Raw genomic sequence first — 20,477 nt, 5'->3', positions numbered from 1 at the left:
GGGCTCGACCGGAACTGAGGGATTCATGGGACTCACCATCGGCGTCGATATCGGCGGCACGAAGATCGCGGCTGGAGTGGTCGACGAAGAGGGTCGCATCCTCTCGACGTTCAAGGTGGCGACGCCCCCGACGGCCGAAGGCATCGTCGACGCGATCTGCTCGGCGGTGGCCGGGGCGAGCGAGGGACACGACGTGGAGGCCGTCGGCATCGGCGCCGCCGGTTATGTCGACGACAAGCGCGCCACCGTCCTGTTCGCGCCCAACATCGACTGGCGCCACGAGCCGCTCAAGGACAAGGTCGAGCAGCGCGTCGGCCTGCCCGTCGTCGTCGAGAACGACGCCAACGCGGCGGCCTGGGGCGAGTACCGCTTCGGAGCCGGCCAGGGCCACGACGACGTCATCTGCATCACGCTCGGCACCGGCCTCGGCGGTGGCATCATCATCGGCAACAAGCTGCGGCGCGGACGCTTCGGTGTGGCCGCCGAGTTCGGCCACATCCGGGTCGTCCCGGACGGTCTGCTCTGCGGCTGCGGCAGCCAGGGCTGCTGGGAGCAGTACGCCTCCGGCCGCGCCCTCGTGCGGTACGCGAAGCAGCGCGCCAACGCCACCCCGGAGAACGCCGCCGTCCTGCTGGGCCTCGGCGACGGCACGGTGGACGGCATCGAGGGCAAGCACATCAGCGAGGCCGCCCGCCGGGGCGACCCGGTCGCGGTCGACTCGTTCCGCGAGCTGGCCCGCTGGGCCGGGGCCGGACTGGCCGACCTCGCCTCGCTGTTCGACCCGTCCGCGTTCATCGTCGGCGGCGGCGTATCGGACGAGGGCGAGCTCGTCCTCGACCCGATCCGCAAGTCGTTCCGGCGCTGGCTGATCGGCGGCCAGTGGCGCCCGCACGCCCAGGTGCTCGCCGCCCAACTCGGCGGCAAGGCAGGGCTGGTGGGCGCGGCCGACCTCGCCCGCCAGGGCTGAGTTCCCTGCGGTACGACGCAGCGGACGCCCGTCGCCGCCCTCCGGGGCAGCGGCGGGCGTCCGTCGTATCGTGGCCCGCATGGTCCTGACGCCACTGCCCGACTCCCGTACCGAGCCGGACGGTTCAGCCGTGATCCGGGTGCTGAGCTACAACGTCCGGTCGATGCACGACGACACGGCGGCCCTGGCCCGGGTCATCCGCGCCTGCGCCCCCGATCTCGTCCTCGTCCAGGAGGCGCCGCGCTTCTTCCGCTGGCGCAAGGCCGCCGCCCGGCTGGCCCGGAGCAGCGATCTGGTGGTCCTCAGCGGCGGTGCCACGGCCGCCGGGCCGCTGCTGCTCTGCTCGCTGCGGGCCGCCGTCGAGCGCACCGAGGACGTCCTGCTGCCGCTCACCCCGGGCCTGCACCGCCGGGGCCTCGCCACCGCCGTCGTCCGCATCGGCGGGGTCCGGCTCGGGGTGCTGAGCTGCCATCTGAGCCTCCAGCGCGAGGAGCGCCTCGCCCAGGCGGGGATGGTGCTGGAGCGGCTGGCGGCGATGGGCGTGGAGCACGCCGTGGCGGGCGGCGACCTCAACGACGTACCGACCGGGAAGGCGTTCCGGCAGCTGGCCGGGCACCTCCAGGACTGCCGGGCCGTCGCCCCCTGGGGCGGGGAGCTGACGTTCCCGCCGGACGAGCCCCGTAAGCGCATCGACGCGGTGTTCGCGACCCCGGGCATCGAGGTGCTCGGCTGCGGGGTCCCGGACGGGCTCCCCGGGGTGAGCGGGGCGGACCTGAGAGCGGCCACCGACCATCTGCCGGTGCTGGCCGCCCTCAGGGTCCCGGCCGGATGACGGGCACAGTCCCGCGCCCCGGCCGGCCGGTGTCCGCACGACCGCGCCGCACCCCGGCCGCCCGGGCGGCTACACCACCGCGCCGCGCCCCGGGTCCCCGTACGGGTCGTCATCGTCGTCGTGCGGCATCCGGGCCACCAGGGTGACGAAGCCGCCGAGGAAACCGCCGATGCAGAGCGTGGTGAGCCACCACGTCATGTCCCACTGGAACAGCACCGCCAGCAGCATCAGGACCGGACCGCCGATCACCGCGAGCCAGGCGAACTTCGCCGTGGTGTCGGCCTCCGGCAGCGGCGGCGGCTCCGGGGGCACGAAGTGGCCCTCCTCGCCGTCGTCCGGGAGGTCGATGCCGTCGTCCTTGGACTCGGCCAGCTCGTAGTCGCGGGGGCCCGCGACGCCGGGCGCGAAGACGACGGAGCTGCCGAGCGGCTTCTTCTCCGGCGGCTTCGGGGGCTTCTTCCCCGACCCCTTGTCCGCCGGGTCGCCGCCCCGGCCGCTGTCCGGCCCCAGCACATTGCGCTGGTCGTCCTCCAGCAGGGCGAGGTCCTCGACCGACTTGAAGGGCTTGGCGCCCGGCGGGTCCGGCGGCTCCTCCCCGTACCCCGCGACGATCGCGGCCCAGGCCGCCTCCTCGTCGATCACGGGCTCCTCGTCGGCCCGCTTCTCCAGCTTCTCCGGCCCCGCCCCTTCCGGGACAGCGCCCTCCGGAACAGCGGCCTTCGTCCCCTCGGGGACGGCCGCGCTCTCCGCGGGGCGCGGTTCGCGCCCCTCGTCGCCGCCTGTGCGTTCAGCGTCGTGCTCAGCCACCGGACGTGCTCCCCTTCTTCCCGACGTTCGGTGCGAGACGGCCGATGAACCGGTAGCTCTCATCGAAGATCCGCTCCGCATCATGGTCCAACGTCGCGACGTGGTAGCTCTGTTCCAGCAGGATTTCCGTGACGTCCGTGGAGGAGATCCTGCTGAGGATGCGGGCGCTGTCCGCCGGGGGCACGACATGGTCCTGCGGGCTGTGCAGCAGCACCACCGGCTGGGTCACCTGGGGCAGCTCCCCGTCGACCAGCCGGAAGAACTTCCGCACCGAGTGGGCCGCGTGCAGCGGCACCCGGTCGTAGCCCACCTCGTGCGAACCGGGGAGCGCGATGTCGTCGGCCAGCCCCTTCGTCGTACGCACCAGATGGCGGGCGACCGGCAGCGCGTACGCGGAGAGGCCGTGCACCTTGTTGGCCGGGTTGACCAGCACCAGCCCGCTGATCGCGTCCCCGTGCCGGGCCGCCAGCCGCAGGGAGAGCGCACCGCCCATGGAGAGCCCGAAGACGAAGACCCGCTCGCACTTCTCGCGCAGCACCCGCAGCTCGCGGTCCACCTCCGCGTACCAGTCCTGCCAGCCGGTGACCGCCATGTCCTCCCAGCGGGTGCCGTGGCCCGGCAGCAGCGGCAGCGAGACGGTCAGCCCGCGCTCGGCGAGGAAGTCGGCCCAGGGGCGCAGCGACTGCGGCGAGCCGGTGAAGCCATGACAGAGGAGGACGCCGTCCTCTCCGCCCTCGTGGCGGAACGGCTCGGCTCCAGGGAGGACCGGCACCGGGGTCTCCTGTTCGTGAGGCGGGGCGGGGGAGGGGCGCGCACCGGGGGAGTGCTCGACGGATGACTTCACCGTACGCGACCGGACCGACACCGACCAGGGCCGTCACGGCCCCCGCCGCCCGCCCGGCACGGGCCGTGGGCGCCCGCCCACGGCCCGTGCCGGGCCCCGGGCGCCGGGAGCGCACAGGTTAAGGTCTGACCGACAGCACACAGGAGGCACCACAGTTGATCTACGGCGCAATGAAGTTCTCCATCGGCGGGTCCCTGAAGCTCGCCTTCCGGCCGTGGGTGGAGGGTCTGGAGAACATCCCCGAGCAGGGGCCGGCGATCCTCGCGAGCAACCACCTCTCCTTCTCCGACTCCTTCTTCCTCCCCGCTGTCCTGGACCGCAAGGTCACGTTCATCGCCAAGGCCGAGTACTTCACGGCCCCCGGCGTGAAGGGCAGGCTCACCGCCGCCTTCTTCAAGGGCGTCGGCCAGCTCCCCGTGGACCGCTCCGGAGCGCGCGGCGCCGGTGAGGCCGCCATCAGGGCGGGCATCCAGGTCGTCGAGAGCGGCGGCCTCTTCGGCATCTACCCGGAGGGCACCCGCTCGCCCGACGGCCGCCTCTACCGGGGCAAGCCCGGCGGTCTGGCCCGGGTGGCGCTGGCCACCGGCGCCCCCGTCATCCCGGTCGCGATGATCGACACCGAGAAGATCCAGCCGCCCGGCCAGGTGGTGCCCAAGCTGATGCGTCCCGGCATCAGGATCGGCAAGCCGCTGGACTTCAGCCGCTACCAGGGCATGGACGGCGACCGCTTCATCCTGCGCTCGGTGACCGACGAGGTCATGTACGAGATCATGAAGCTTTCCGGCCAGGAGTACGTGGACATCTACGCCACCGCCGCCAAGCGCCAGATCGCCGACGAGGCGAAGGCGAAGGCGGAGGAGGCCAGGCGCGACCGGAAGCAGCAGGCACGGACGGGCGACGAGAACGGAACGGAACGGTCCGGCGCGTAACCGCGTCGCACCGTCCGGGGGGTGGGTTCATGGCCAGGCGCGAGCGGGTCGTACGGATGTCGGTCGAGCAGCCGCTGTGGCGGGCGCTGACGGGCTACCGCGTCCTGACCATGCTCTACGCGGTGCTGCTGGCCGTCTTCGGCCGGGAGAAGTTCGAGCGGCCCTGGGTGGCCTTCGCGTATCTCGCGTTCCTCTTCGTGTGGACGCTCGCCACCCTGCCCAAGGTCCGCTCGGCGGCGAGCTGCACCAAGCGCTTCCTCGGGGCCGATCTCGTCGTCGCGCTGACCGGCATCCTGCTGACCCCGCTCGCCGACCTCCACTCCCAGACCTTCGACGGCCCGACGCTCCCCTCGATCTGGACGGCCGGAGCGGTCCTCGCCTTCGCCATCAAGGGCGGCTGGCGGTGGGCGGCCTTCGCCTCCACCTTTGTCGCCGTCGCCAACATCGTCCAGCGCGGCGAACCCAGCCGGGACACCTACCACAACGTCCTGCTGGTCTGGGTCGCCTCCATAGCCATCGGGTACGTCGTCGAGGTCGCCCGCGCCAGTGAACGCACCCTGGCCCGCGCCCTGGAGATCGAGGCCGCCACCCGCGAGCGCGAACGGCTCGCCCGAGACATCCACGACAGCGTGCTCCAGGTCCTCGCGATGGTGCAGCGCCGGGGCACCGCGATCGGCGGCGAGGCGGCCGAGCTGGGCCGGATGGCCGGGGAGCAGGAGGTCGCCCTGCGCACCCTGGTCTCCAGCGGTCTGCTGCCGCCGACCCGGGTTTCCGAGGACGCCGCCGAGGGCGCGGTCGTCCGCACGGTCGACGTGGACGAGGAGAGCCCCGGCGACGACGGGGCCCCCTGCGACCTGCGCGCCCTGCTCGCCCCGCACGCCGGTTCCCGTACCAGCTTCGCGGAGCCCGGCGCTCCGGTGCTCCTGCCCGCTGCGGCCGCCCGCGAGCTGGCCGCCGCCGTCAGTGCCGCCCTGGACAATGTGCGGGTGCACGCCGGGGACGGGGCCCAGGCGTGGATTCTGGTCGAGGACGAGCCCGGCGAGGTGATCGTGACCGTCCGGGACGACGGCCCCGGCATCCCGGAGGGGCGCCTCGCCCAGGCGGAGGGGGAGGGACGGATGGGGGTCGCGCTCTCCATCCGCGGCCGGCTGCGCGATCTCGGCGGCACGGCCGAGGTGATCTCGGTGCCGGGACAGGGCACCGAGGTCGAGTTGAAAGTTCCGAAAGCACCGAAGGTTTCCCGGGGGAAGGCAGGATCGGCCCGATGAGTACGCAGAACGCACCACAGGACGCACCGGAGCAGGACGGCGCGGAGGCCGCCGCCCGGCCCATCAGGGTCATGGTGGTCGACGACCACCCGATGTGGCGTGACGCCGTCGCCCGCGACCTCGCCGAGTCCGGCTTCGACGTCGTCGCGACCGCCGGGGACGGCCCGCAGGCGGTCCGCCGGGCCGGGGCGGCCCGGCCCGACGTCCTGGTCCTCGATCTGAACCTCCCCGGTATGCCCGGCGTCCAGGTCTGCAAGGAGCTCGTCGGCTCCCACCCGGGCCTGCGCGTCCTGGTCCTCTCCGCGAGCGGCGAGCACGCCGACGTCCTGGAGGCGGTGAAGTCCGGGGCCACCGGCTATCTGCTGAAGTCCGCCTCCACCCAGGAGCTGACCGAGGCCGTCCGCTCCACCGCGAACGGCGACCCGGTCTTCACCCCGGGCCTCGCGGGACTGGTCCTCGGCGAGTACCGCAGGCTCGCCTCCGACCCCGCGCCCGCCGCCTCCGACGAGCCCAAGGCCCCGCAGCTCACCGACCGGGAGACCGAGGTGCTGCGGCTGGTCGCCAAGGGGCTCTCGTACAAGCAGATCGCCGAACGCCTGGTCATCTCGCACCGCACCGTGCAGAACCATGTGCAGAACACCCTCGGAAAGCTCCAGCTGCACAACCGGGTGGAGCTCGTGCGGTACGCGATCGAGCGCGGCCTCGACGACGTCTGATCCGGCGCCCGGGCGGGCCCGGCCGGGACCTCCGGGCCCTCGGCGGGGGCCGTCCGGCACCGGGCGGGCCAGGGGGCGGAGCCGTATATTCGCGATGTCCGGACCCTTCGCGCGTATGCGGCGGCCCCGCCCGGCCCCGCGTACCGACACAGATCGGGAGACCCCGTGGAAATCCTGGCCTTCGGTGTGCAGTCCGACGAGAAGCCCCTGATCGAGAAGGCTTTCCGGGGGCTGCACGAGGTCCGCTGCCTGGACGTCTTCCTGAACCGGGACACCGCCCCCATCGCGGCGGGGTACGAGATCATCTCCACCAGCGTCAACGCCGACCTCGACGCCAAGGTCCTCCAGACCCTGGCCGCCGGCGGCACCCAGATGATCGCCCAGCGCTCCACCGGCTTCAACAACATCGACCTGGAGGTGGCCGAGCGGCTGGCCCTGCGCGTCGCCCGGGTCTCGTACTACTCGCCGTACTCGGTCGCCGAATTCGCCTGGACCCTGGCCATGGCGGTCAACCGGCGCGTCATCCGGGCCGCGAGCCGCACCCGCGACTTCGACTTCCGCCTCGACGGGCTGCTCGGCCGGGACATGCACGGCCGGACCGTCGGCGTCGTCGGCACCGGCAAGATCGGTGAGGCGTTCACCCGGATCGCCCACGGCTTCGGGATGAAGCTGCTCGGCTGGGACGTCGTGGAGAACCCGGCCTGCCTGGAGCTCGGCATGGAGTACGTCGAGAAGGAGCGCCTCTTCGCCGAGGCCGACCTGGTCAGCCTGCACGTCCCGCTGCTGCCCGCCACCCACCACATCATCAACGAGGCCGCCCTGAAGTCGATGAAGGACGACGCGATCCTCGTCAACTCCAGCCGCGGCGGCCTCATCGACACCGCCGCCCTGGTCACCGAGTTGCGCGCCGGGCGCTTCCTCGGGGTCGGACTCGACGTGTACGAGGCGGAGGCCGGGCTCTTCTTCCTGGACAAGTCCCTGGAGGGCGTCGATGACGACACCCTGGCCCGTCTCGTCACCTTCCCCAACGTGATCGTCACCTCGCACCAGGCGTACTACACCGAGGACGCGGTGGGCCAGATCATCGACGCGACCGTCCAGAACGTCACCGACTACCTGGCCCGCCGCCCCAGCGAGAACGTGCTCGTGCCGCGTATCTGAACCGGAGGGCTCAGCCCGGCACCGGCAGCCCCGCCAGCAGCTCCGTCACGATCGCCGCCCCGCGCACGGTCAGCACCGACTCCGGGTGGAACTGCACCGAGGCGAAGCCGGGCCCGCGCAGCGCGTGCAGCTCACCGCTCTCCCCGTCCCGGCTCACCTCGATGCCGTGCGCGGCCAGCTCGACGGCGGCCGGGGCGTCGCAGCGGGCGGTGAAGCTGTTGTAGAAGCCGACCGTCTCCGGCCGCCCGAACAGCTCGATCCTGGTCTGCGCCCCCTGGTACGGCACCGCCTTGCGCACGATCTCCAGCCCCAGTTCCGCCGCGATCAGCTCATGGCCGAGGCAGACACCGAGCAGCCCGTACCGGTGCTCCCGTACCAGCTCCGCCGCCAGCTCCCGCAGCAGCCGCATCTTCGGGTCGGCCAGGTCGCCCGGGTTCCCGGGGCCGGGGCCCAGCACGACCGGCCCCGTGTGCGCCCGTACCGCCTCGCGCAGCCCCGGCTCGTCGTACCGGCGCACCGACACATCGAGGCCGGAAGAGCGCAGCAGGTGCGCCAGCATCGCGGTGAACGTGTCCTCGCCGTCCACCACCAGCGCGTGCCCCGCCAGATCCCGGGTGCGCTCCTGCATCCGCAGCCAGAACGGGGCCAACAAGCCGCGCCGGTCGTCCAGCGCCGCCCGCACCCGGGGATCGGCGGCCAGCCGCGGCCGGTCCGCCTCCGCCTCCGGCCGCCCCGGCCGCACCCCGAGCGCCGCCAGCACCCCGGCCGCCTTGGCATGCGTCTCCGCGACCTCGCTCTCCGGGTCCGAGTGGCGTACGAGGGTGGCGCCGACGGGCACCTCCAGCGAACCGTCCGGGGCGATGTCGGCCGTACGGATCAGGATCGGGGAGTCCAGCGTCTGCGCCCCGTTGCCGTCCTGCCCCAGCAGGGCCAGCGCGCCCGCGTAGTAGCCGCGCCCGCCCCGCTCGTACCGCTCGATCACCCGGCAGGCGTTCTGCACCGGGGAGCCGGTGACGGTGGCCGCGAACATGGTCTCGCGCAGGACGTCCCGGACATCCAGCGAGGACCGCCCCCGCAGCTCGTACTCCGTGTGGGCGAGGTGCGCCATCTCCTTCAGCCGGGGCCCGACCACCACCCCGCCCCTGTCGCCCACCGTGCACATCATCTTCAGCTCCTCGTCCACCACCATGGACAGCTCCTCGCTCTCCTTGCGGTCCCCGAGGAACGCGAGCAGGCTCTCGGCGGTCGGCCCCCCGTCCGGGTAGCGGTAGGTCCCGCTGATCGGGTTCATCACGACCGTCCCGCCGGACATCCGCACATGCACCTCGGGGCTGGCCCCGACCAGCGTCCTGTCCCCGGTGTGTACGACGAACGTCCAGTACGCGCCCCGCTCGCCCGCCAGCAGCCGCCGGAACAGCGCCAGCGCGTCCGCCCGCCCGAACCCCGCGATCCCGCCCCGGAACGTCCGCCGGATCACGAAGTTCGCGCCCTCGCCCTGCCCGATCTCGTCCCGGATCACCCGCCGGACGATCTCCGCGTACTCCCCGTCCGGCACGTCGAAGCCGCGGTCCTCCACCGTCACGTCATGCGCGGGCAGCGCCGCCAGCACCTCCGACAGCTCCAGCTCATGGCGCTCCTCCGCCACCAGCACGCTCAGCGGGGTCCCGTCGTCGCGGACGTCGAAGCCGCGCTCGGCGATCTGCCGGAACGGCACCAGGGCCAGCGCGGGCGACGCGCCCACCGGCAGATCGGCCAGCCGCGCCACCTCCCGGACCCCGCCGGTCAGCACCTCCACGTGATCGTGGTCACGGCCGGGCGTACGCCGGCGCAGCAGGGCGAACGGCGGGGCGTCCTCGGCCAGCAGCAGGCGGACGACATCGGGGGCGGGGCGGGAAGACGTACGGGACATGGGAGCGGGTTCCTTCCGGACGGCCCGTACGGCGTCGCGTACGGGACTCACAGGGGAGAGGAACGGCTCCGGGAAACGCAGGAAAGGCCGCCCCTCGGGCGGCCTTCGCGAAGTGTGTCAGCGCGATGAATCAGCGGGCCGCCGGATGAGCGGTCCACCACCAGTCCTGGATCGAGAGCGGGAACTGTTGCGTCGACATGGTGCGACCCTAGCGGACATCCCCGGCAGCCGAGCGCCTGTCTCAACTATTGAGCGCTCGAATGGACGGCCCCCGCGACCCCGTAGTGTTGTCCACGTGACCGTGAACGCCAATACCTCCGCCGCCGGTGGCAACACCTGGCGAGACCTTCCCGCGGCGCAGCAGCCCGAGTACCCCGACTCCGAGGCGCTGCGCGATGTACTCGCGGACCTCGCGTCGTATCCGCCGCTCGTCTTCGCGGGCGAGTGCGACCAGCTGCGCGCCCGCCTGGGAGCCGTCGCCAAGGGCGAGGCGTTCCTGCTCCAGGGCGGCGACTGCGCCGAGGCTTTCGACGCCGTGTCCGCCGAGCACATCCGGGCCAAGCTGAAGACGCTGCTCCAGATGAGCGCTGTCCTGACCTACGCCGCCTCCGTGCCCGTCGTGAAGGTCGGCCGGATCGCGGGCCAGTACTCCAAGCCGCGCTCCAAGTCGACCGAGACCCGCGACGGCGTGACCCTGCCGACGTACCGGGGCGACTCGGTGAACGGCTTCGCCTTCACCGAGGAGGCCCGCGTCCCGGACCCCGCGCGGCTGAAGCAGATGTACCACGCGTCCTCCTCCACGCTGAACCTGGTCCGCGCCTTCACCACCGGCGGCTACGCCGACCTGCGCCAGGTGCACGCCTGGAACCAGGACTTCGTGAAGTCGTCCCCCTCCGGCCAGCGCTACGAGGCCCTGGCCCGCGAGATCGACAACGCGCTGAACTTCATGAAGGCGTGCGGCACCGACCCGGCCGAGTTCAAGGCGGTCGAGTTCTACGCCTCGCACGAGGCGCTGCTGCTGGACTACGAGTCGGCGCTGACCCGCACGGACTCCCGCACCGGCGAGCTGTACGACACCTCCGGCCACATGGTCTGGATCGGTGAGCGCACCCGCCAGATGGACGGCGCGCACATCGAGTTCGCCTCGAAGGTCCGCAACCCGATCGGCATCAAGCTCGGCCCGACGACCACCGTCGACGAGGCACTCGGCTACATCGACCGCCTGGACCCCGAGCGCGAGCCCGGCCGGCTGACCTTCATCGTCCGCATGGGCGCCGACAAGGTCCGCGACAAGCTGCCCGAGCTGGTCGAGAAGGTCACCGCCTCCGGCGCCACCGTGGCCTGGGTGACCGACCCGATGCACGGCAACACCTTCGAGGCCGCCTCCGGCCACAAGACGCGCCGCTTCGACGACGTCCTGGACGAGGTCAAGGGCTTCTTCGAGGTCCACAAGGGCCTCGGCACCCACCCGGGCGGCATCCACGTGGAGCTGACCGGCGACGATGTCACCGAGTGCGTGGGCGGCGGCCACGAGATCTTCGTGGACGATCTGCACCAGCGCTACGAGACGGCCTGCGACCCCCGGCTCAACCGCAGCCAGTCGCTCGACCTGGCCTTCCTCGTCGCCGAGATGTACCGCGACCAGTAGGTATTCCCGCCAGTCGCACCTGTGGGGCACGGATCGATGTGATCCGTGCCCCACAGTCCGTTCCCGGGCTTTTGCGCGGCTCGCCGGACGGGTAAGGTTAGGTTAGCCTCACCGACGAAGACGGGGACGGCACCAGCGACCGGCCCGCAGGGAGGTGAACCGCATGTACGTCTGTTCCTGCTTCGGCATCACCGAGGCGCAGGTCAAGAAGCATGCGGACGCCGGTGCCTGCACCCCCCGCCAGATCGCTTCGGCCTGCAAGGCGGGCACGGACTGCGGCGGCTGTGTCCGACGCATCCAGGCCCTGCTGGGGCGCGACTGCTCGCGCCGCGACCTCGTGGGTCAGCAGCGGGAGCCCGTGACGGCGGCGGTCGGCGGCCCGGTGGGCATGCCGGTGGCGGCCCAGGACATCCGTCTCCCCGACGCGGCCTGACCTGTCCGTACGGCGGGGAGCCCTTCCGTACGACGTCTTCCGTGCAGCGGGACCGTCAGCTCTCCGGCTGCTCGATCAGCTGCGCGATGTAGAGCGGCTCACCGAGCTTCTCCACCAGCTCCAGCTGGGTGTCGAGGTAGTCGATGTGGTGCTCCTCGTCCGCCAGGATGGACTCGAAGATGTTCGCCGAGGTGATGTCCCCCTTGGCGCGCATCAGCTCGATCCCGCGCTTGAGGCGGTCGATCGCCTCCACCTCGACCTGGCGGTCCGCCTGGAACATCTCGGTGACCGTCTGGCCCACCCGGACGTGGAAGAGCCGCTGGTAGTTGGGCAGCCCGTCCAGGAAGAGAATCCGGTCGGTGAGGATCTCGGCGTGCTTCATCTCGTCGAAGGACTCGGCCCGGGTGTACTTGGCGAGCTTGGTCCAGCCGAAGTTGTCCTGCATTTTCGCATGCAGGAAGTACTGGTTGATAGCGGTCAGTTCGGCGGTCAGCTGCTCATTGAGGAACTCAAGGACCTCGGGGTCGCCCTGCATCGCAGAGGCTCCTTCCAAAACGTGATCGACAAGATGGCCGCATCCTCGCACCGCGTCCACCGGCCGTCCAGTAAGTGCACGCTTAGTACGAGTTGACCCCCCGGGACCGCCACGGGGGTCTGCCCTGGTCATGACCACCCCTGCCTGTCTGTCACCATGGAGACATGGGTCAGCCGGAAAACCGGGAGAGAAGCGGAGCGGAGCAGTCGGAGCTTCCCCCAGGACAGCGACTGCAACGCGGATGGCCGGTCACCCACTACGGGCCCGTTCCCAAGTTCAAGCCCGAGCGCTGGGAGTTCCGGGTCTTCGGGGCCACCGCCGACGGCGACAAGCACTGCTGGAACCATCAGGACTTCTCGGCGCTGCCGTTCTCCTCGGTCGTCGCCGATCTGCACTGCGTGACGAAATTCAGCATGATCGGCGCCGAATGGGGCGGAGTCCTCGCCCGTACGGTGCTCGATCTGGCCCCGCCCGGCCCCGATGTCACCCATGTGATGGTGTGGGCCGAGTACGGCTTCTCCTCGAACCTGCGTCTGGCCGACTTCGCCTCCGAGCGCACGCTTTTCGCCACCCACAAGGACGGCGAACTCCTCACCGCCGAGCACGGCTTCCCGCTGCGCCTCGTCGTCCCGCACCTGTACGCCTGGAAGGGCCCGAAGTGGGTCCGGGGCGTCGAGTACATGACGGCCGACCGGCGCGGGTTCTGGGAGGAGCGGGGCTACCACAACATCGGTGACCCCTGGCGCGAGCAGCGCTATTCGTACCAGGAGGAGCCGGGCGAGGGCCCCGAGCTGTAGCTCTAGGGTCTTTCGTTTGGATCAGGCCGGATCAGGGAGCGGGGTCTGGTGCGTGCAGCTGCAAGGCGGAGGAGGGAGTCGACGCGGAGCGTCGGCGACCGACGACAACGCCGCAGATGTGCGTGCCGGGGCCCGCGAGCCCGGCATGATCCAAACGAGAGGCCCTAGCCCCGCAGCTCCTTCAGCCGGGCCACGTCCGCCGCGTGCCCCTCCTTGCCGCCGGGCGTCTCGATGATCAGCGGTACGCCCTCGGTCGCCGGGTGCGCGAACAGCTCCCGGAAGGGCTCCGCGCCGATGTGGCCCGCGCCGATGTTCTCGTGCCGGTCCTTGTGGGCGCCCACGACATCCTTGGAGTCATTGGCGTGGATCAGCTTCAGCCGCCCCTCGCCGACCGTCTCCACCAGCAGATCGAGCGTCTGCCGCATCCCCGAGGGGCCGGTCAGATCGTGGCCCGCCGCGTAGATGTGGCAGGTGTCCAGGCAGATCCCCAGCTTCGGGTGGGCGTCCAGCGCCTCGAAGTACGGCCCGAAGTCCCATGTACGGGAGCAGAGCGAGGAGCCCTGGCCCGCCGTGGACTCCAGCAGCAGATACGGGTCGTCGTCATGGGTCAGCTCGTCCAGCAGCGGCAGCATGTGCTCGCGCACCTGGGCCAGCGCCTCGGAGCGGGGCCGCCCGCCGGTCGCGGAGCCGGTGTGCACCACCACGCCCAGCGCCCCGATCTGCCGGGCCCGGCGCAGTGAGTGGCGCAGCGACTCCACGGACTTCTCGACGGTCGCCCCGGTGTGCGAGCCGAAGTTGATCAGATACGGGGCGTGGACGTACGCCGGTATCGAGGCCGCCGCGCACTCCGAGCGGAACAGCTCGTCCTGCGCCGGGTTCCCGGCGGGCGTCGCCCAGCCGCGCGGGTTGGCGACGAAGACCTGCACGGACTCGGCCCCCAGCTCCCGCGCGTAGGAGAGACCGACCTTGGCGAGACCGCCTGCCACGGGGACGTGTCCGCCCACAGGGTTACGCATGGATGGCTTCCGGCTTTCTCATGGCGGGCTAGAACCCCTTGGTCCTGATGGTGATGGTGGAGCCCTCGGGGGCCTGTTCGCCGCCCCGCACGGACTGGCGCGCGATCGTGTCGCTGAACGAGAGGAACGGCCGGTCGACCTTGACCTCGAAGCCCGCCTCCTCCAGGGTGGCCCTGGCCTCGTCGACGTCCCGGCCGGTGACGTCGGGGACGTCCAGCATCCGGGGGCCCTTGGAGACGGTCAGCTCGATGGTGTCGCCCTCCGCCGCTTCGGTGCCCTCGCCCGGGGACTGCCGGGCGATGTTCCCCTCGGCCTCGGAGGAGTGGACCCGGCCGGGCAGCACCTCGGCCTTCAGCCCCTCCCCTTCGAGCTTCGCGGTGGCGGCCTCGACCGAGAGGCCGGTGAGGTCCGGTACGCCGATGGGGCTGCCCTTGCTGACGACCAGGGCCACGGCCGTGTCCGGGGTCCGGTCGGTGCCCGCGCGGGGCTCCGTACGGATCACCTCGCCGCGGGCCACGTCTTCGCTGAACTCCTTGGTCACCATCCCGGGGAGCAGGCCCACCTTCTTCAGGGCGCGCCGGGCGTCCGCGAGGGAGGAGCCCGAGACATCGGGGACCCGGACGATCTCGGGGCCGCGCGAGACGACGAGCGTCACCGAGCCGTTGCCCCTGATCCGGTCGCCCGAGGCGGGGTCGCTGCCGACCACCGAGCCCCGCTCGACCGTGTCGCTGAAGACCCGCTCGACGCCCTTCAGCCCGAGCCCCTCGGCCGCGAGCCGCTGCTCCGCCGCCTTCTGGGTCTGGCCGAGGAGCGAGGGGACCTGGGTGAACTGCCCGGAGTTGATGTACCAGACGCCCGCCCCGACGCCCAGCGTCAGCAGGACGGCGGCGATGACGGTGATCAGCTTGCGGTGCGGGCCGCCGAACGGGCCGCGCGGGCCCGCCCGGCGCCGGGGCGGGGCGACCGGCGGCGGCATCTCCAGCCGGCTCGTGCGGTGCACGCCGTCCCCGGACCCGTCCGCCGGAAGGGCCCGCGGGATCACGCTCGTACGGTCCTGCGCGCCGTCGTGGGTGTCCGACAGCGCCTGCGGCGGTACGGCGTCCAGCTCGGCGTCGCTCAGCTGGGCGCGGGCCTCCCGGGCCTCGGCGAGGAGCAGCACCGCGTCGTGCGGGCGCACCTCGGGGTTCCGGGCGGTGGCGCTCGCCACCAGGGAGTCCAGCGCGACGGGGAGCCCCGGCACGGCGGCGGAGGGGGCCGGGACATCGGTGTTGAGGTGCTGGTAGATGACCTGGGCGGCGTTCTCGCCGGTGTGCGGCTTGGCGCCGGTCAGCATCTCGTACAGCACGACCCCGCAGGCGTACACGTCACTGCGGGTGTCGGCCGTGCCGTGCTCGATCTGCTCGGGGGCCAGATACGAGACCGTGCCCAGCAGCGAACCGGTGGTGTCGGTGGCCGTGCCGACCGCCCTGACCAGGCCGAAGTCGGCGACCTTCACCCGGCCGTCGTCCCCTATCAGGACGTTCTCCGGCTTCATGTCGCGGTGCACGAACCCGGCCCGGTGCGCGGCGCCGAGCGCGGCGAGGACCGGCTCCAGGATGTCCAGGGCCGCCCGGGGCTGGAGGGCGCCGCGCTCGCGCAGGACGTCACGCAGGGTGCAGCCCGCCACGTACTCCATCGCGAGGTAGACGTACGCGCCCTGGGCGCCCTGGTCGAAGACCGCGACGACGTTGGGGTGGGCCAGCCGCGCCACCGACTTGGCCTCGCGGATGAACCGCTCGACGAAGGCGGCGTCGGTCGCGAGCGCCGGGTGCATCACCTTGAGGGCGAGCACCCGGTCCAGGCGGGTGTCCACGGCCCGGTAGACCGTGGCCATCCCGCCGACGGCGATGCGCGCCTCAATGCGATACCGGCCGTCGAGCAGCTGCCCGACGAGGGGGTCCTGGAGGGTCGTGTCCACCCCGAGAGTCTACGAGGCGCCGCCGGTACCCCGGACGGACCGGGGCTCTCCCGGGGCCGTTCCCTTACGGACCTGTGACAGGGACACGCCCCAGGTGACCGGCCTTGCGCGGGCGCCCGGCCCCCGCCCCCGTACCGGCGGCTCAGAACGCCGGCCGCTCCGGGTCGAGCACCGCCCGCCCGTCCGCCGGGGACGACGCCTCGGCGAAGTGGCGGCGGGGGATGCGGCCCGCCCGGTACGCCAGCCGCCCGCCGTCCACCGCGTGCCGCATCGCCGCCGCCATCAGCTCCGGCTCCTGGGCCCGGGTCACCGCCGAGGCGAGCATCACCGCCGCGCACCCCAGCTCCATCGCCTGCGCCGCGTCCGACGCGGTCCCGGCCCCCGCGTCCAGGATCACCGGCACCCCGGCCCGCTCCACGATCAGCTCGAAGTTGTGCGGGTTGCGGATGCCGAGACCGGAGCCGATGGGGGAGCCCAGCGGCATGATCGCCGAACACCCCACGTCCTCCAGCTTCCGCGCGAGGACCGGGTCGTCGTTGGTGTACGGCAGCACGGTGAACCCGTCGTCGACCAGGATCTCGGCCGCGTCCAGCAGCTCGACCGGGTCGGGCAGCAGGGTCCGCTCGTCGGCGATGACCTCCAGCTTGATCCAGTCGGTGCCGAGCGCCTCCCGGGCCAGCCGGGCGGTGAGGACGGCCTCGCCCGCCGTGTAGCAGCCCGCCGTGTTCGGCAGCACCTGGATGGAGAGCCGCTCCAGCACGGAGAGGACCGAGCCCCGCACGGTCGGGTCGAGCCGGCGCATGGCGACGGTGGTCATCTCCGTCCCGGACGCGATCAGGGACCGCTCCAGCACCTCCAGGCTCGGCGCCCCGCCGGTCCCCATGATCAGCCGGGAGCCGAAGGCGGCCGGTCCCAGGGTGAAGACGTCGTCGGACACGGTCAGCCTCCCTGTACGGCGGTCAGGACTTCGACGCGGTCGCCCTCGCCGAGCGTGGTGGCGGCCCACCGGCCGCGCGGCACCACGCACTCGTTGACGGCGGCGGCGACCCCGGAGGGCGCGGCGGTCAGGGTGGCGACGAGACGGTCCAGCGCGGTGCCCGCGTCGAGGGTGCGCGGTTCCCCGTTGACCGAGACGGATACCTGAGGACTCATACGGACTGCTCCTGGAGTACGGGGGCGGGTACGGGGGCGGCTCCGGCGGACGCGAACCGGCCCGGGGCGAACGGGCGGGCCACCTCGGGCAGTTCGCCGGTGGTCAGCGCCTCGGCCATCGCGTCGCCCGTGACGGGCGTCAGCAGCACGCCGTTGCGGTGGTGGCCGGTGGCGAGGAGGAGGCCGGGCAGGGCGGTCGGGCCGAGCAGCGGGGCGTTGTCGGGGGAGGCGGGGCGCAGTCCGGCCCGGGTCTCGGTGAGCGGCAGCTCGGTGATGCCGGGCACCAGCTCATGGGCGTCGCGCAGCAGCTCGTAGACCCCGCCCGCGGTGACGGTGGTGTCCCAGCCCATCTCCTCGCTGGTGGCGCCGACGACCAGCTCCCCGTTCTCGCGCGGTACGAGATAGATGTGGCCGCCCCGGACGACGGCGCGCACGGTCCGGCTGAGGAAGGGGGCGTACGCCGGGGGCACGGTGAGCCGCAGGACCTGGCCCTTGACCGGGCGGACCGGCGGCACGAGCTCCTCCGGGAGCCCCGCGAGCCGCCCGCTGAGGCTGCCCGCCGCCAGGACGACCCGGTCGGCCTCGATCCCCGTACCGTCACCGAGCACCGCTCCCGCCGCCCGGCCCCCGGCGACGGTGAGCCGCTCCGCCGGGGCCCGCCGGAAATCCACCCCCGCCCGCTCGCAGGCGGCCAGCAGCGCGGCGGCGAGCCGGCGCGGGTCCACCTGGTGGTCGCCGTCGACCCGCAGCCCGCCCCGTACGCCCGGCGCGAGCATCGGCTCCAGACGGCGGCACTCCCGGCCGCTCAGCCAGACCGACTCCAGACCCGAGCGCTCCTGGAGGGCGTGCAGCTCCCGCAGATGCGCCCGGTCGTCGGAGTCCAGCGCGACGGCCAGCGTCCCGCAGGTGCGGAAGCCGGTCTCCCGGCCGCTCGCCGCCTCCAGCTCCGCGACGAACTCCGGATAGCGGGCGGCGGAGGCGAGGTTGAGGCCGAGCAGCATCTCCTCGCCGTAGTGCAGTTCGGTGACGGCGGCCAGCATGCCCGCCGCGACCCGGGCGGCCCCGCCGCCCGGATCGGGATCGGCCACGGTGACGGCCAGCCCGCGCTGGGCCGCCCGCCAAGCGGTGACCAGGCCGATGATGCCGCCCCCGATGACGAGGACATCGGTTCCTGAGCCTTCCCCCGGGTTACCGGAGGTCTTCCCCGAGACGCGCATGGGTGTCCAGCCCCTCCCTTCGCCGGCATGACCCGGATCAGGTTCGTACGGTCGGAGGCCGTCCAGCCTCCCTCTCAGCCCGGTGCGCCCGGGCTCCCGCGAGTGTTCTACCGTGGCCAGACTAACCCCAGTACCTCGACGCCGAGTAGGGAGCAGCGACCGTGGCCCGTTCGCTCGACGGACTCGTCCTCTCGCCCGTCGCCGACCAGGCCCCCGGCCAGGTCGGCACCCGTACCCGCTTCACGTACCACGAGCAGGACGGCACGGTCTGGGCCGAGTACGCGGGCGGTGACGTGGTCCGCGGCCATCTCGTCGGCACCCGCGCAGGGGACGCGCTCGACTTCCGTTACGTCCAGCTCAAGCGGGACGGAACGACCTCGTCCGGCCACTGCCGCTCCACCGTCACCGACCTCGCGGACGGCCGGGTGCGGCTGGAGGAGCGCTGGGAGTGGGAGTCCCAGGAGGGCAGCGGGACGAGTGTGGTGGAGGAGCTGCCATCTGACGGCCTGTCAGATGAATAGACTGTGCGCGTGAGCGAGCAGACGGAACACCACGCGACGGGGCGGACGGCACGGAACGTCGTGGTCGTCGGAGCGGGCATGGCGGGCGTGCAGACCGCCGTCGCCCTGCGGGAAGCAGGCTTCACCGGCCCGGTCACCCTGATCGGCGCCGAGCCCCACCAGCCCTACGACCGGCCGCCGCTCTCCAAGGCGGTGCTGCTCGGGGCCGCCGAGGACTCCGCCTTCGACATCGACTTCGAGGCGCTGGACATCACGCTCCGGCTCGGCCTGGACGTCACCGCCCTGCGCGCCGACGGCCACCTGCTGGAGACCGCCGAGGGGCCCGTCCCCTATGACGTCCTGGTCCTGGCGACCGGCGCGGAGCCCATCACCCTGCCCGGCACCGAAGGTGTCCGGGGCGTCCACCTGCTGCGCACCCTGGACGACGCCGCCCGGCTGCGCCCCGTCCTGGAGCGGCGGCACGACGTGGTGGTCGTCGGCGCGGGGTGGATCGGCGCCGAGTTCGCCACCGCCGCCCGCGCCGCGGGCTGCGCGGTCACCGTCGTGGAGGCCGCCGCCCGCCCGCTGGCCGGAACCCTGCCCGCCGAGGTCGCCGCCCCGATGGCCGACTGGTACGCGGAGAGCGGCGCCGAACTCCTCACCGACGCCCGGGTCGACCGCGTCGAGGAGGGCACGGTCGTCCTCGACGACGGCCGGACGCTGCCCGCCGGGGCCGTCGTCGTCGGCATCGGCGCCCGCCCCGCCACCGGCTGGCTCACCGGCTCCGGGATCGAACGCGGCCCGGACGGCTCGATCACCGCCGACGCCTCCCTGCGCACCTCCCTGCCCGATGTGTACGCCGTCGGGGACTGCGCCTCCTTCCCCTCCGCCCGCTACGGCGAACGCCTGCTGATCCACCACTGGGACAACGCCCTCCAGGGCCCCCGGACCGTCGCCGCCGCGATCCTGGCGGCGGAGTCCGGCGATCCGCTCCCCGTCCACGACCCCGTCCCGTACTTCTGGTCCGAGCAGTTCGGCCGCTTCGTGCAGTACGCCGGACACCACGCCCACGCCGACACCCTGGTGTGGCGCGGCGACGGCGCCGGGGCGGCCTGGTCGGTGTGCTGGCTGAAGGCCGGGGCCCTGGTCGCCGTGCTCGCGGTGGGCCGCCCGCGCGACCTCGCCCAGGGCCGCAGGCTCATCGAGTCCGGGGCCGTCCTCGATCCGGAGCGGGTCGCCGACCCCGCCGTACCGCTGAAGTCGACCGCCCTGTGAGCCCCCGGGCCGACCCCCGTACGGTCGGCCCGGCTACCGGCTGTCAGTCCCGGATGGCACGCTTGTCCCTGTGACCGAGATTGACGCAAAGACCGATGCTCTCGTCCCCGCCTGGCTCCACCTCCCCGACATCGCGGAAAAGCTCGATGTCGAGGTGACGCGCGTCCGGCAGCTGGTCAAGGAGGGCCAGCTCATCGCCGTACGCCGTGGTGAGAACCGGACACTTCAGGTGCCTGCCGCCTTCATCGACGGCAGCAAGGTGGTCAAGGGCCTCTCCGGCACCCTGACCCTCCTGAGGGACGACGGCTTCTCCGACGAAGAGATGCTGGAGTGGCTCTTCACTCCCGACCCGACCCTGCCCGGCACCCCCGCCCAGGCGCTGAGCGAGAATCGCGGTACGGAGGTGAAGCGCCGCGCCCAGGCGCTCGCCGTCTGACCGACACGATCAGGAAGCGGCGTACGGGCCCCGCGCAGCGCGTGGGGCCCGTGCCCCGCCACGACCACGGGGGGACTC

General features: G+C 72.5%; 21 protein-coding genes and 1 riboswitch. Of the genes, 12 read left to right on the top strand and 9 right to left on the bottom strand.

The window, feature by feature from the left end; genetic code table 11:
* Positions 1-25: 25 nt before the first annotated feature.
* Together B7C62_07420 and B7C62_07415 are read left to right on the top strand one after the other, a co-directional pair.
* The gene (locus B7C62_07420) at positions 26-967 is read left to right on the top strand and encodes a glucokinase (GenBank protein ARF72118.1); all 942 of its coding nucleotides are present in this window, start codon (positions 26-28) and stop codon (positions 965-967) included.
* 79 nt (positions 968-1,046) lie between these two features.
* Positions 1,047-1,799 (top strand): endonuclease, encoded by a 753-nt coding sequence (locus B7C62_07415; protein ID ARF72117.1) that lies wholly within the window; start codon positions 1,047-1,049, stop codon positions 1,797-1,799.
* A 69-nt stretch (positions 1,800-1,868) separates the two neighbouring features.
* On the opposite strand, the gene B7C62_07410 is transcribed toward B7C62_07415, so the two are convergent.
* Both B7C62_07410 and B7C62_07405 read right to left on the bottom strand, forming a co-directional pair.
* Entirely contained in the window at positions 1,869-2,606 is a 738-nt protein-coding gene (locus tag B7C62_07410) for a hypothetical protein (protein ID ARF72116.1), read from the bottom strand.
* Positions 2,599-3,378: an esterase gene (locus B7C62_07405; protein ID ARF72115.1), complete on the bottom strand. Its 780-nt coding sequence runs from the start codon at positions 3,376-3,378 to the stop codon at positions 2,599-2,601. The genes B7C62_07410 and B7C62_07405 overlap by 8 nt, the downstream gene beginning before the upstream one ends.
* A gap of 227 nt (positions 3,379-3,605) precedes the next feature.
* Here B7C62_07405 and B7C62_07400 point away from each other — a divergent pair, with 227 nt between their 5' ends.
* From B7C62_07400 to B7C62_07385, 4 genes are all read left to right on the top strand, one after another.
* Positions 3,606-4,379: a 1-acyl-sn-glycerol-3-phosphate acyltransferase gene (locus B7C62_07400; protein ID ARF72114.1), complete on the top strand. Its 774-nt coding sequence runs from the start codon at positions 3,606-3,608 to the stop codon at positions 4,377-4,379.
* Between the two features lie 29 nt (positions 4,380-4,408).
* Positions 4,409-5,647 (top strand): sensor histidine kinase, encoded by a 1,239-nt coding sequence (locus B7C62_07395; GenBank protein ARF72113.1) that lies wholly within the window; start codon positions 4,409-4,411, stop codon positions 5,645-5,647.
* Positions 5,644-6,363 carry a DNA-binding response regulator gene (locus B7C62_07390; GenBank protein ARF72112.1) on the top strand — a complete coding sequence of 240 codons (720 nt, stop codon included), beginning with the start codon at positions 5,644-5,646 and terminating at the stop codon, positions 6,361-6,363. Before B7C62_07395 ends, B7C62_07390 begins: the two co-directional genes overlap by 4 nt.
* A 165-nt stretch (positions 6,364-6,528) precedes the next feature.
* Positions 6,529-7,524, top strand: coding sequence for a hydroxyacid dehydrogenase (locus B7C62_07385; GenBank protein ARF72111.1), 996 nt, complete (start codon positions 6,529-6,531; stop codon positions 7,522-7,524).
* Between the two features lie 10 nt (positions 7,525-7,534).
* Here B7C62_07385 and B7C62_07380 read toward each other — a convergent pair whose 3' ends face one another.
* Positions 7,535-9,433, bottom strand: coding sequence for a phenazine-specific anthranilate synthase component I (locus tag B7C62_07380; protein ID ARF72110.1), 1,899 nt, complete (start codon positions 9,431-9,433; stop codon positions 7,535-7,537).
* Between the two features lie 301 nt (positions 9,434-9,734).
* Between B7C62_07380 and B7C62_07375 the strand changes: the two genes are divergently transcribed.
* Together B7C62_07375 and B7C62_07370 are read left to right on the top strand one after the other, a co-directional pair.
* On the top strand, positions 9,735-11,081 hold the full coding sequence (locus B7C62_07375; protein ARF77031.1) for a 3-deoxy-7-phosphoheptulonate synthase class II: 1,347 nt from the start codon (positions 9,735-9,737) through the stop codon (positions 11,079-11,081).
* A 163-nt stretch (positions 11,082-11,244) separates the two neighbouring features.
* On the top strand, positions 11,245-11,514 hold the full coding sequence (locus B7C62_07370) for a (2Fe-2S)-binding protein (GenBank protein ID ARF72109.1): 270 nt from the start codon (positions 11,245-11,247) through the stop codon (positions 11,512-11,514).
* Between the two features lie 55 nt (positions 11,515-11,569).
* Here the strand turns inward: B7C62_07370 and B7C62_07365 are convergent, their stop codons facing one another.
* Positions 11,570-12,049, bottom strand: a complete 480-nt coding sequence (locus B7C62_07365; GenBank protein ID ARF72108.1) for a bacterioferritin — start codon at positions 12,047-12,049, stop codon at positions 11,570-11,572.
* Between the two features lie 164 nt (positions 12,050-12,213).
* Here B7C62_07365 and B7C62_07360 point away from each other — a divergent pair, with 164 nt between their 5' ends.
* Complete coding sequence (locus B7C62_07360; protein ARF72107.1) at positions 12,214-12,846, top strand: sulfite oxidase-like oxidoreductase; 633 nt, start codon at positions 12,214-12,216, stop codon at positions 12,844-12,846.
* A gap of 164 nt (positions 12,847-13,010) precedes the next feature.
* On the opposite strand, the gene B7C62_07355 is transcribed toward B7C62_07360, so the two are convergent.
* The 5 genes from B7C62_07355 to B7C62_07335 form a co-directional block, all read right to left on the bottom strand.
* The gene (locus B7C62_07355) at positions 13,011-13,862 is read right to left on the bottom strand and encodes an endonuclease IV (protein ID ARF72106.1); all 852 of its coding nucleotides are present in this window, start codon (positions 13,860-13,862) and stop codon (positions 13,011-13,013) included.
* A gap of 28 nt (positions 13,863-13,890) precedes the next feature.
* The gene (locus B7C62_07350; GenBank protein ARF72105.1) at positions 13,891-15,819 is read right to left on the bottom strand and encodes a serine/threonine protein kinase; all 1,929 of its coding nucleotides are present in this window, start codon (positions 15,817-15,819) and stop codon (positions 13,891-13,893) included.
* A 142-nt stretch (positions 15,820-15,961) separates the two neighbouring features.
* The gene (locus B7C62_07345) at positions 15,962-16,756 is read right to left on the bottom strand and encodes a thiazole synthase (GenBank protein ARF72104.1); all 795 of its coding nucleotides are present in this window, start codon (positions 16,754-16,756) and stop codon (positions 15,962-15,964) included.
* A 2-nt stretch (positions 16,757-16,758) separates the two neighbouring features.
* Positions 16,759-16,971 (bottom strand): thiamine biosynthesis protein ThiS, encoded by a 213-nt coding sequence (locus B7C62_07340; protein ID ARF72103.1) that lies wholly within the window; start codon positions 16,969-16,971, stop codon positions 16,759-16,761.
* Positions 16,968-18,188 carry a glycine oxidase ThiO gene (locus tag B7C62_07335; protein ARF72102.1) on the bottom strand — a complete coding sequence of 407 codons (1,221 nt, stop codon included), beginning with the start codon at positions 18,186-18,188 and terminating at the stop codon, positions 16,968-16,970. The genes B7C62_07340 and B7C62_07335 overlap by 4 nt, the downstream gene beginning before the upstream one ends.
* A riboswitch (TPP riboswitch) is annotated at positions 18,186-18,298 on the bottom strand. It overlaps the preceding gene by 3 nt.
* 51 nt (positions 18,299-18,349) lie before the next feature.
* Here B7C62_07335 and B7C62_07330 point away from each other — a divergent pair.
* From B7C62_07330 to B7C62_07320, 3 genes are all read left to right on the top strand, one after another.
* Positions 18,350-18,709 carry a hypothetical protein gene (locus B7C62_07330; GenBank protein ID ARF72101.1) on the top strand — a complete coding sequence of 120 codons (360 nt, stop codon included), beginning with the start codon at positions 18,350-18,352 and terminating at the stop codon, positions 18,707-18,709.
* A gap of 9 nt (positions 18,710-18,718) precedes the next feature.
* Positions 18,719-19,963, top strand: coding sequence for an oxidoreductase (locus B7C62_07325; protein ID ARF77030.1), 1,245 nt, complete (start codon positions 18,719-18,721; stop codon positions 19,961-19,963).
* Positions 19,964-20,033: 70 nt separating this feature from the next.
* Positions 20,034-20,399, top strand: a complete 366-nt coding sequence (locus B7C62_07320) for a DNA-binding protein (protein ARF72100.1) — start codon at positions 20,034-20,036, stop codon at positions 20,397-20,399.
* Positions 20,400-20,477 lie beyond the last annotated feature (78 nt).

Origin of the sequence: Kitasatospora albolonga (assembly GCA_002082585.1) — a bacterium.
GTDB classification, from domain to species: Bacteria; Actinomycetota; Actinomycetes; order Streptomycetales; family Streptomycetaceae; genus Streptomyces; species Streptomyces stephensoniae.
Note: the sequence above shows the minus strand (reverse complement) of the source record. Positions and strands in the feature narration are given on the sequence as shown.

Bases quoted from the DNA above. Each gene is read 5' to 3' on its own strand.
- B7C62_07420 (ARF72118.1), top strand. From the start codon at position 26: ATGGGACTCACCATCGGCGTCGATATCGGCGGCACGAAGATCGCGGCT.
- B7C62_07415 (ARF72117.1), top strand. From the start codon at position 1,047: ATGGTCCTGACGCCACTGCCCGACTCCCGTACCGAGCCGGACGGTTCA.
- B7C62_07395 (ARF72113.1), top strand. From the start codon at position 4,409: ATGGCCAGGCGCGAGCGGGTCGTACGGATGTCGGTCGAGCAGCCGCTG.
- B7C62_07390 (ARF72112.1), top strand. From the start codon at position 5,644: ATGAGTACGCAGAACGCACCACAGGACGCACCGGAGCAGGACGGCGCG.
- B7C62_07380 (ARF72110.1), bottom strand. From the start codon at position 9,433: ATGTCCCGTACGTCTTCCCGCCCCGCCCCCGATGTCGTCCGCCTGCTG.
- B7C62_07370 (ARF72109.1), top strand. From the start codon at position 11,245: ATGTACGTCTGTTCCTGCTTCGGCATCACCGAGGCGCAGGTCAAGAAG.
- B7C62_07365 (ARF72108.1), bottom strand. From the start codon at position 12,049: ATGCAGGGCGACCCCGAGGTCCTTGAGTTCCTCAATGAGCAGCTGACC.
- B7C62_07360 (ARF72107.1), top strand. From the start codon at position 12,214: ATGGGTCAGCCGGAAAACCGGGAGAGAAGCGGAGCGGAGCAGTCGGAG.
- B7C62_07355 (ARF72106.1), bottom strand. From the start codon at position 13,862: ATGCGTAACCCTGTGGGCGGACACGTCCCCGTGGCAGGCGGTCTCGCC.
- B7C62_07340 (ARF72103.1), bottom strand. From the start codon at position 16,971: ATGAGTCCTCAGGTATCCGTCTCGGTCAACGGGGAACCGCGCACCCTC.
- B7C62_07335 (ARF72102.1), bottom strand. From the start codon at position 18,188: ATGCGCGTCTCGGGGAAGACCTCCGGTAACCCGGGGGAAGGCTCAGGA.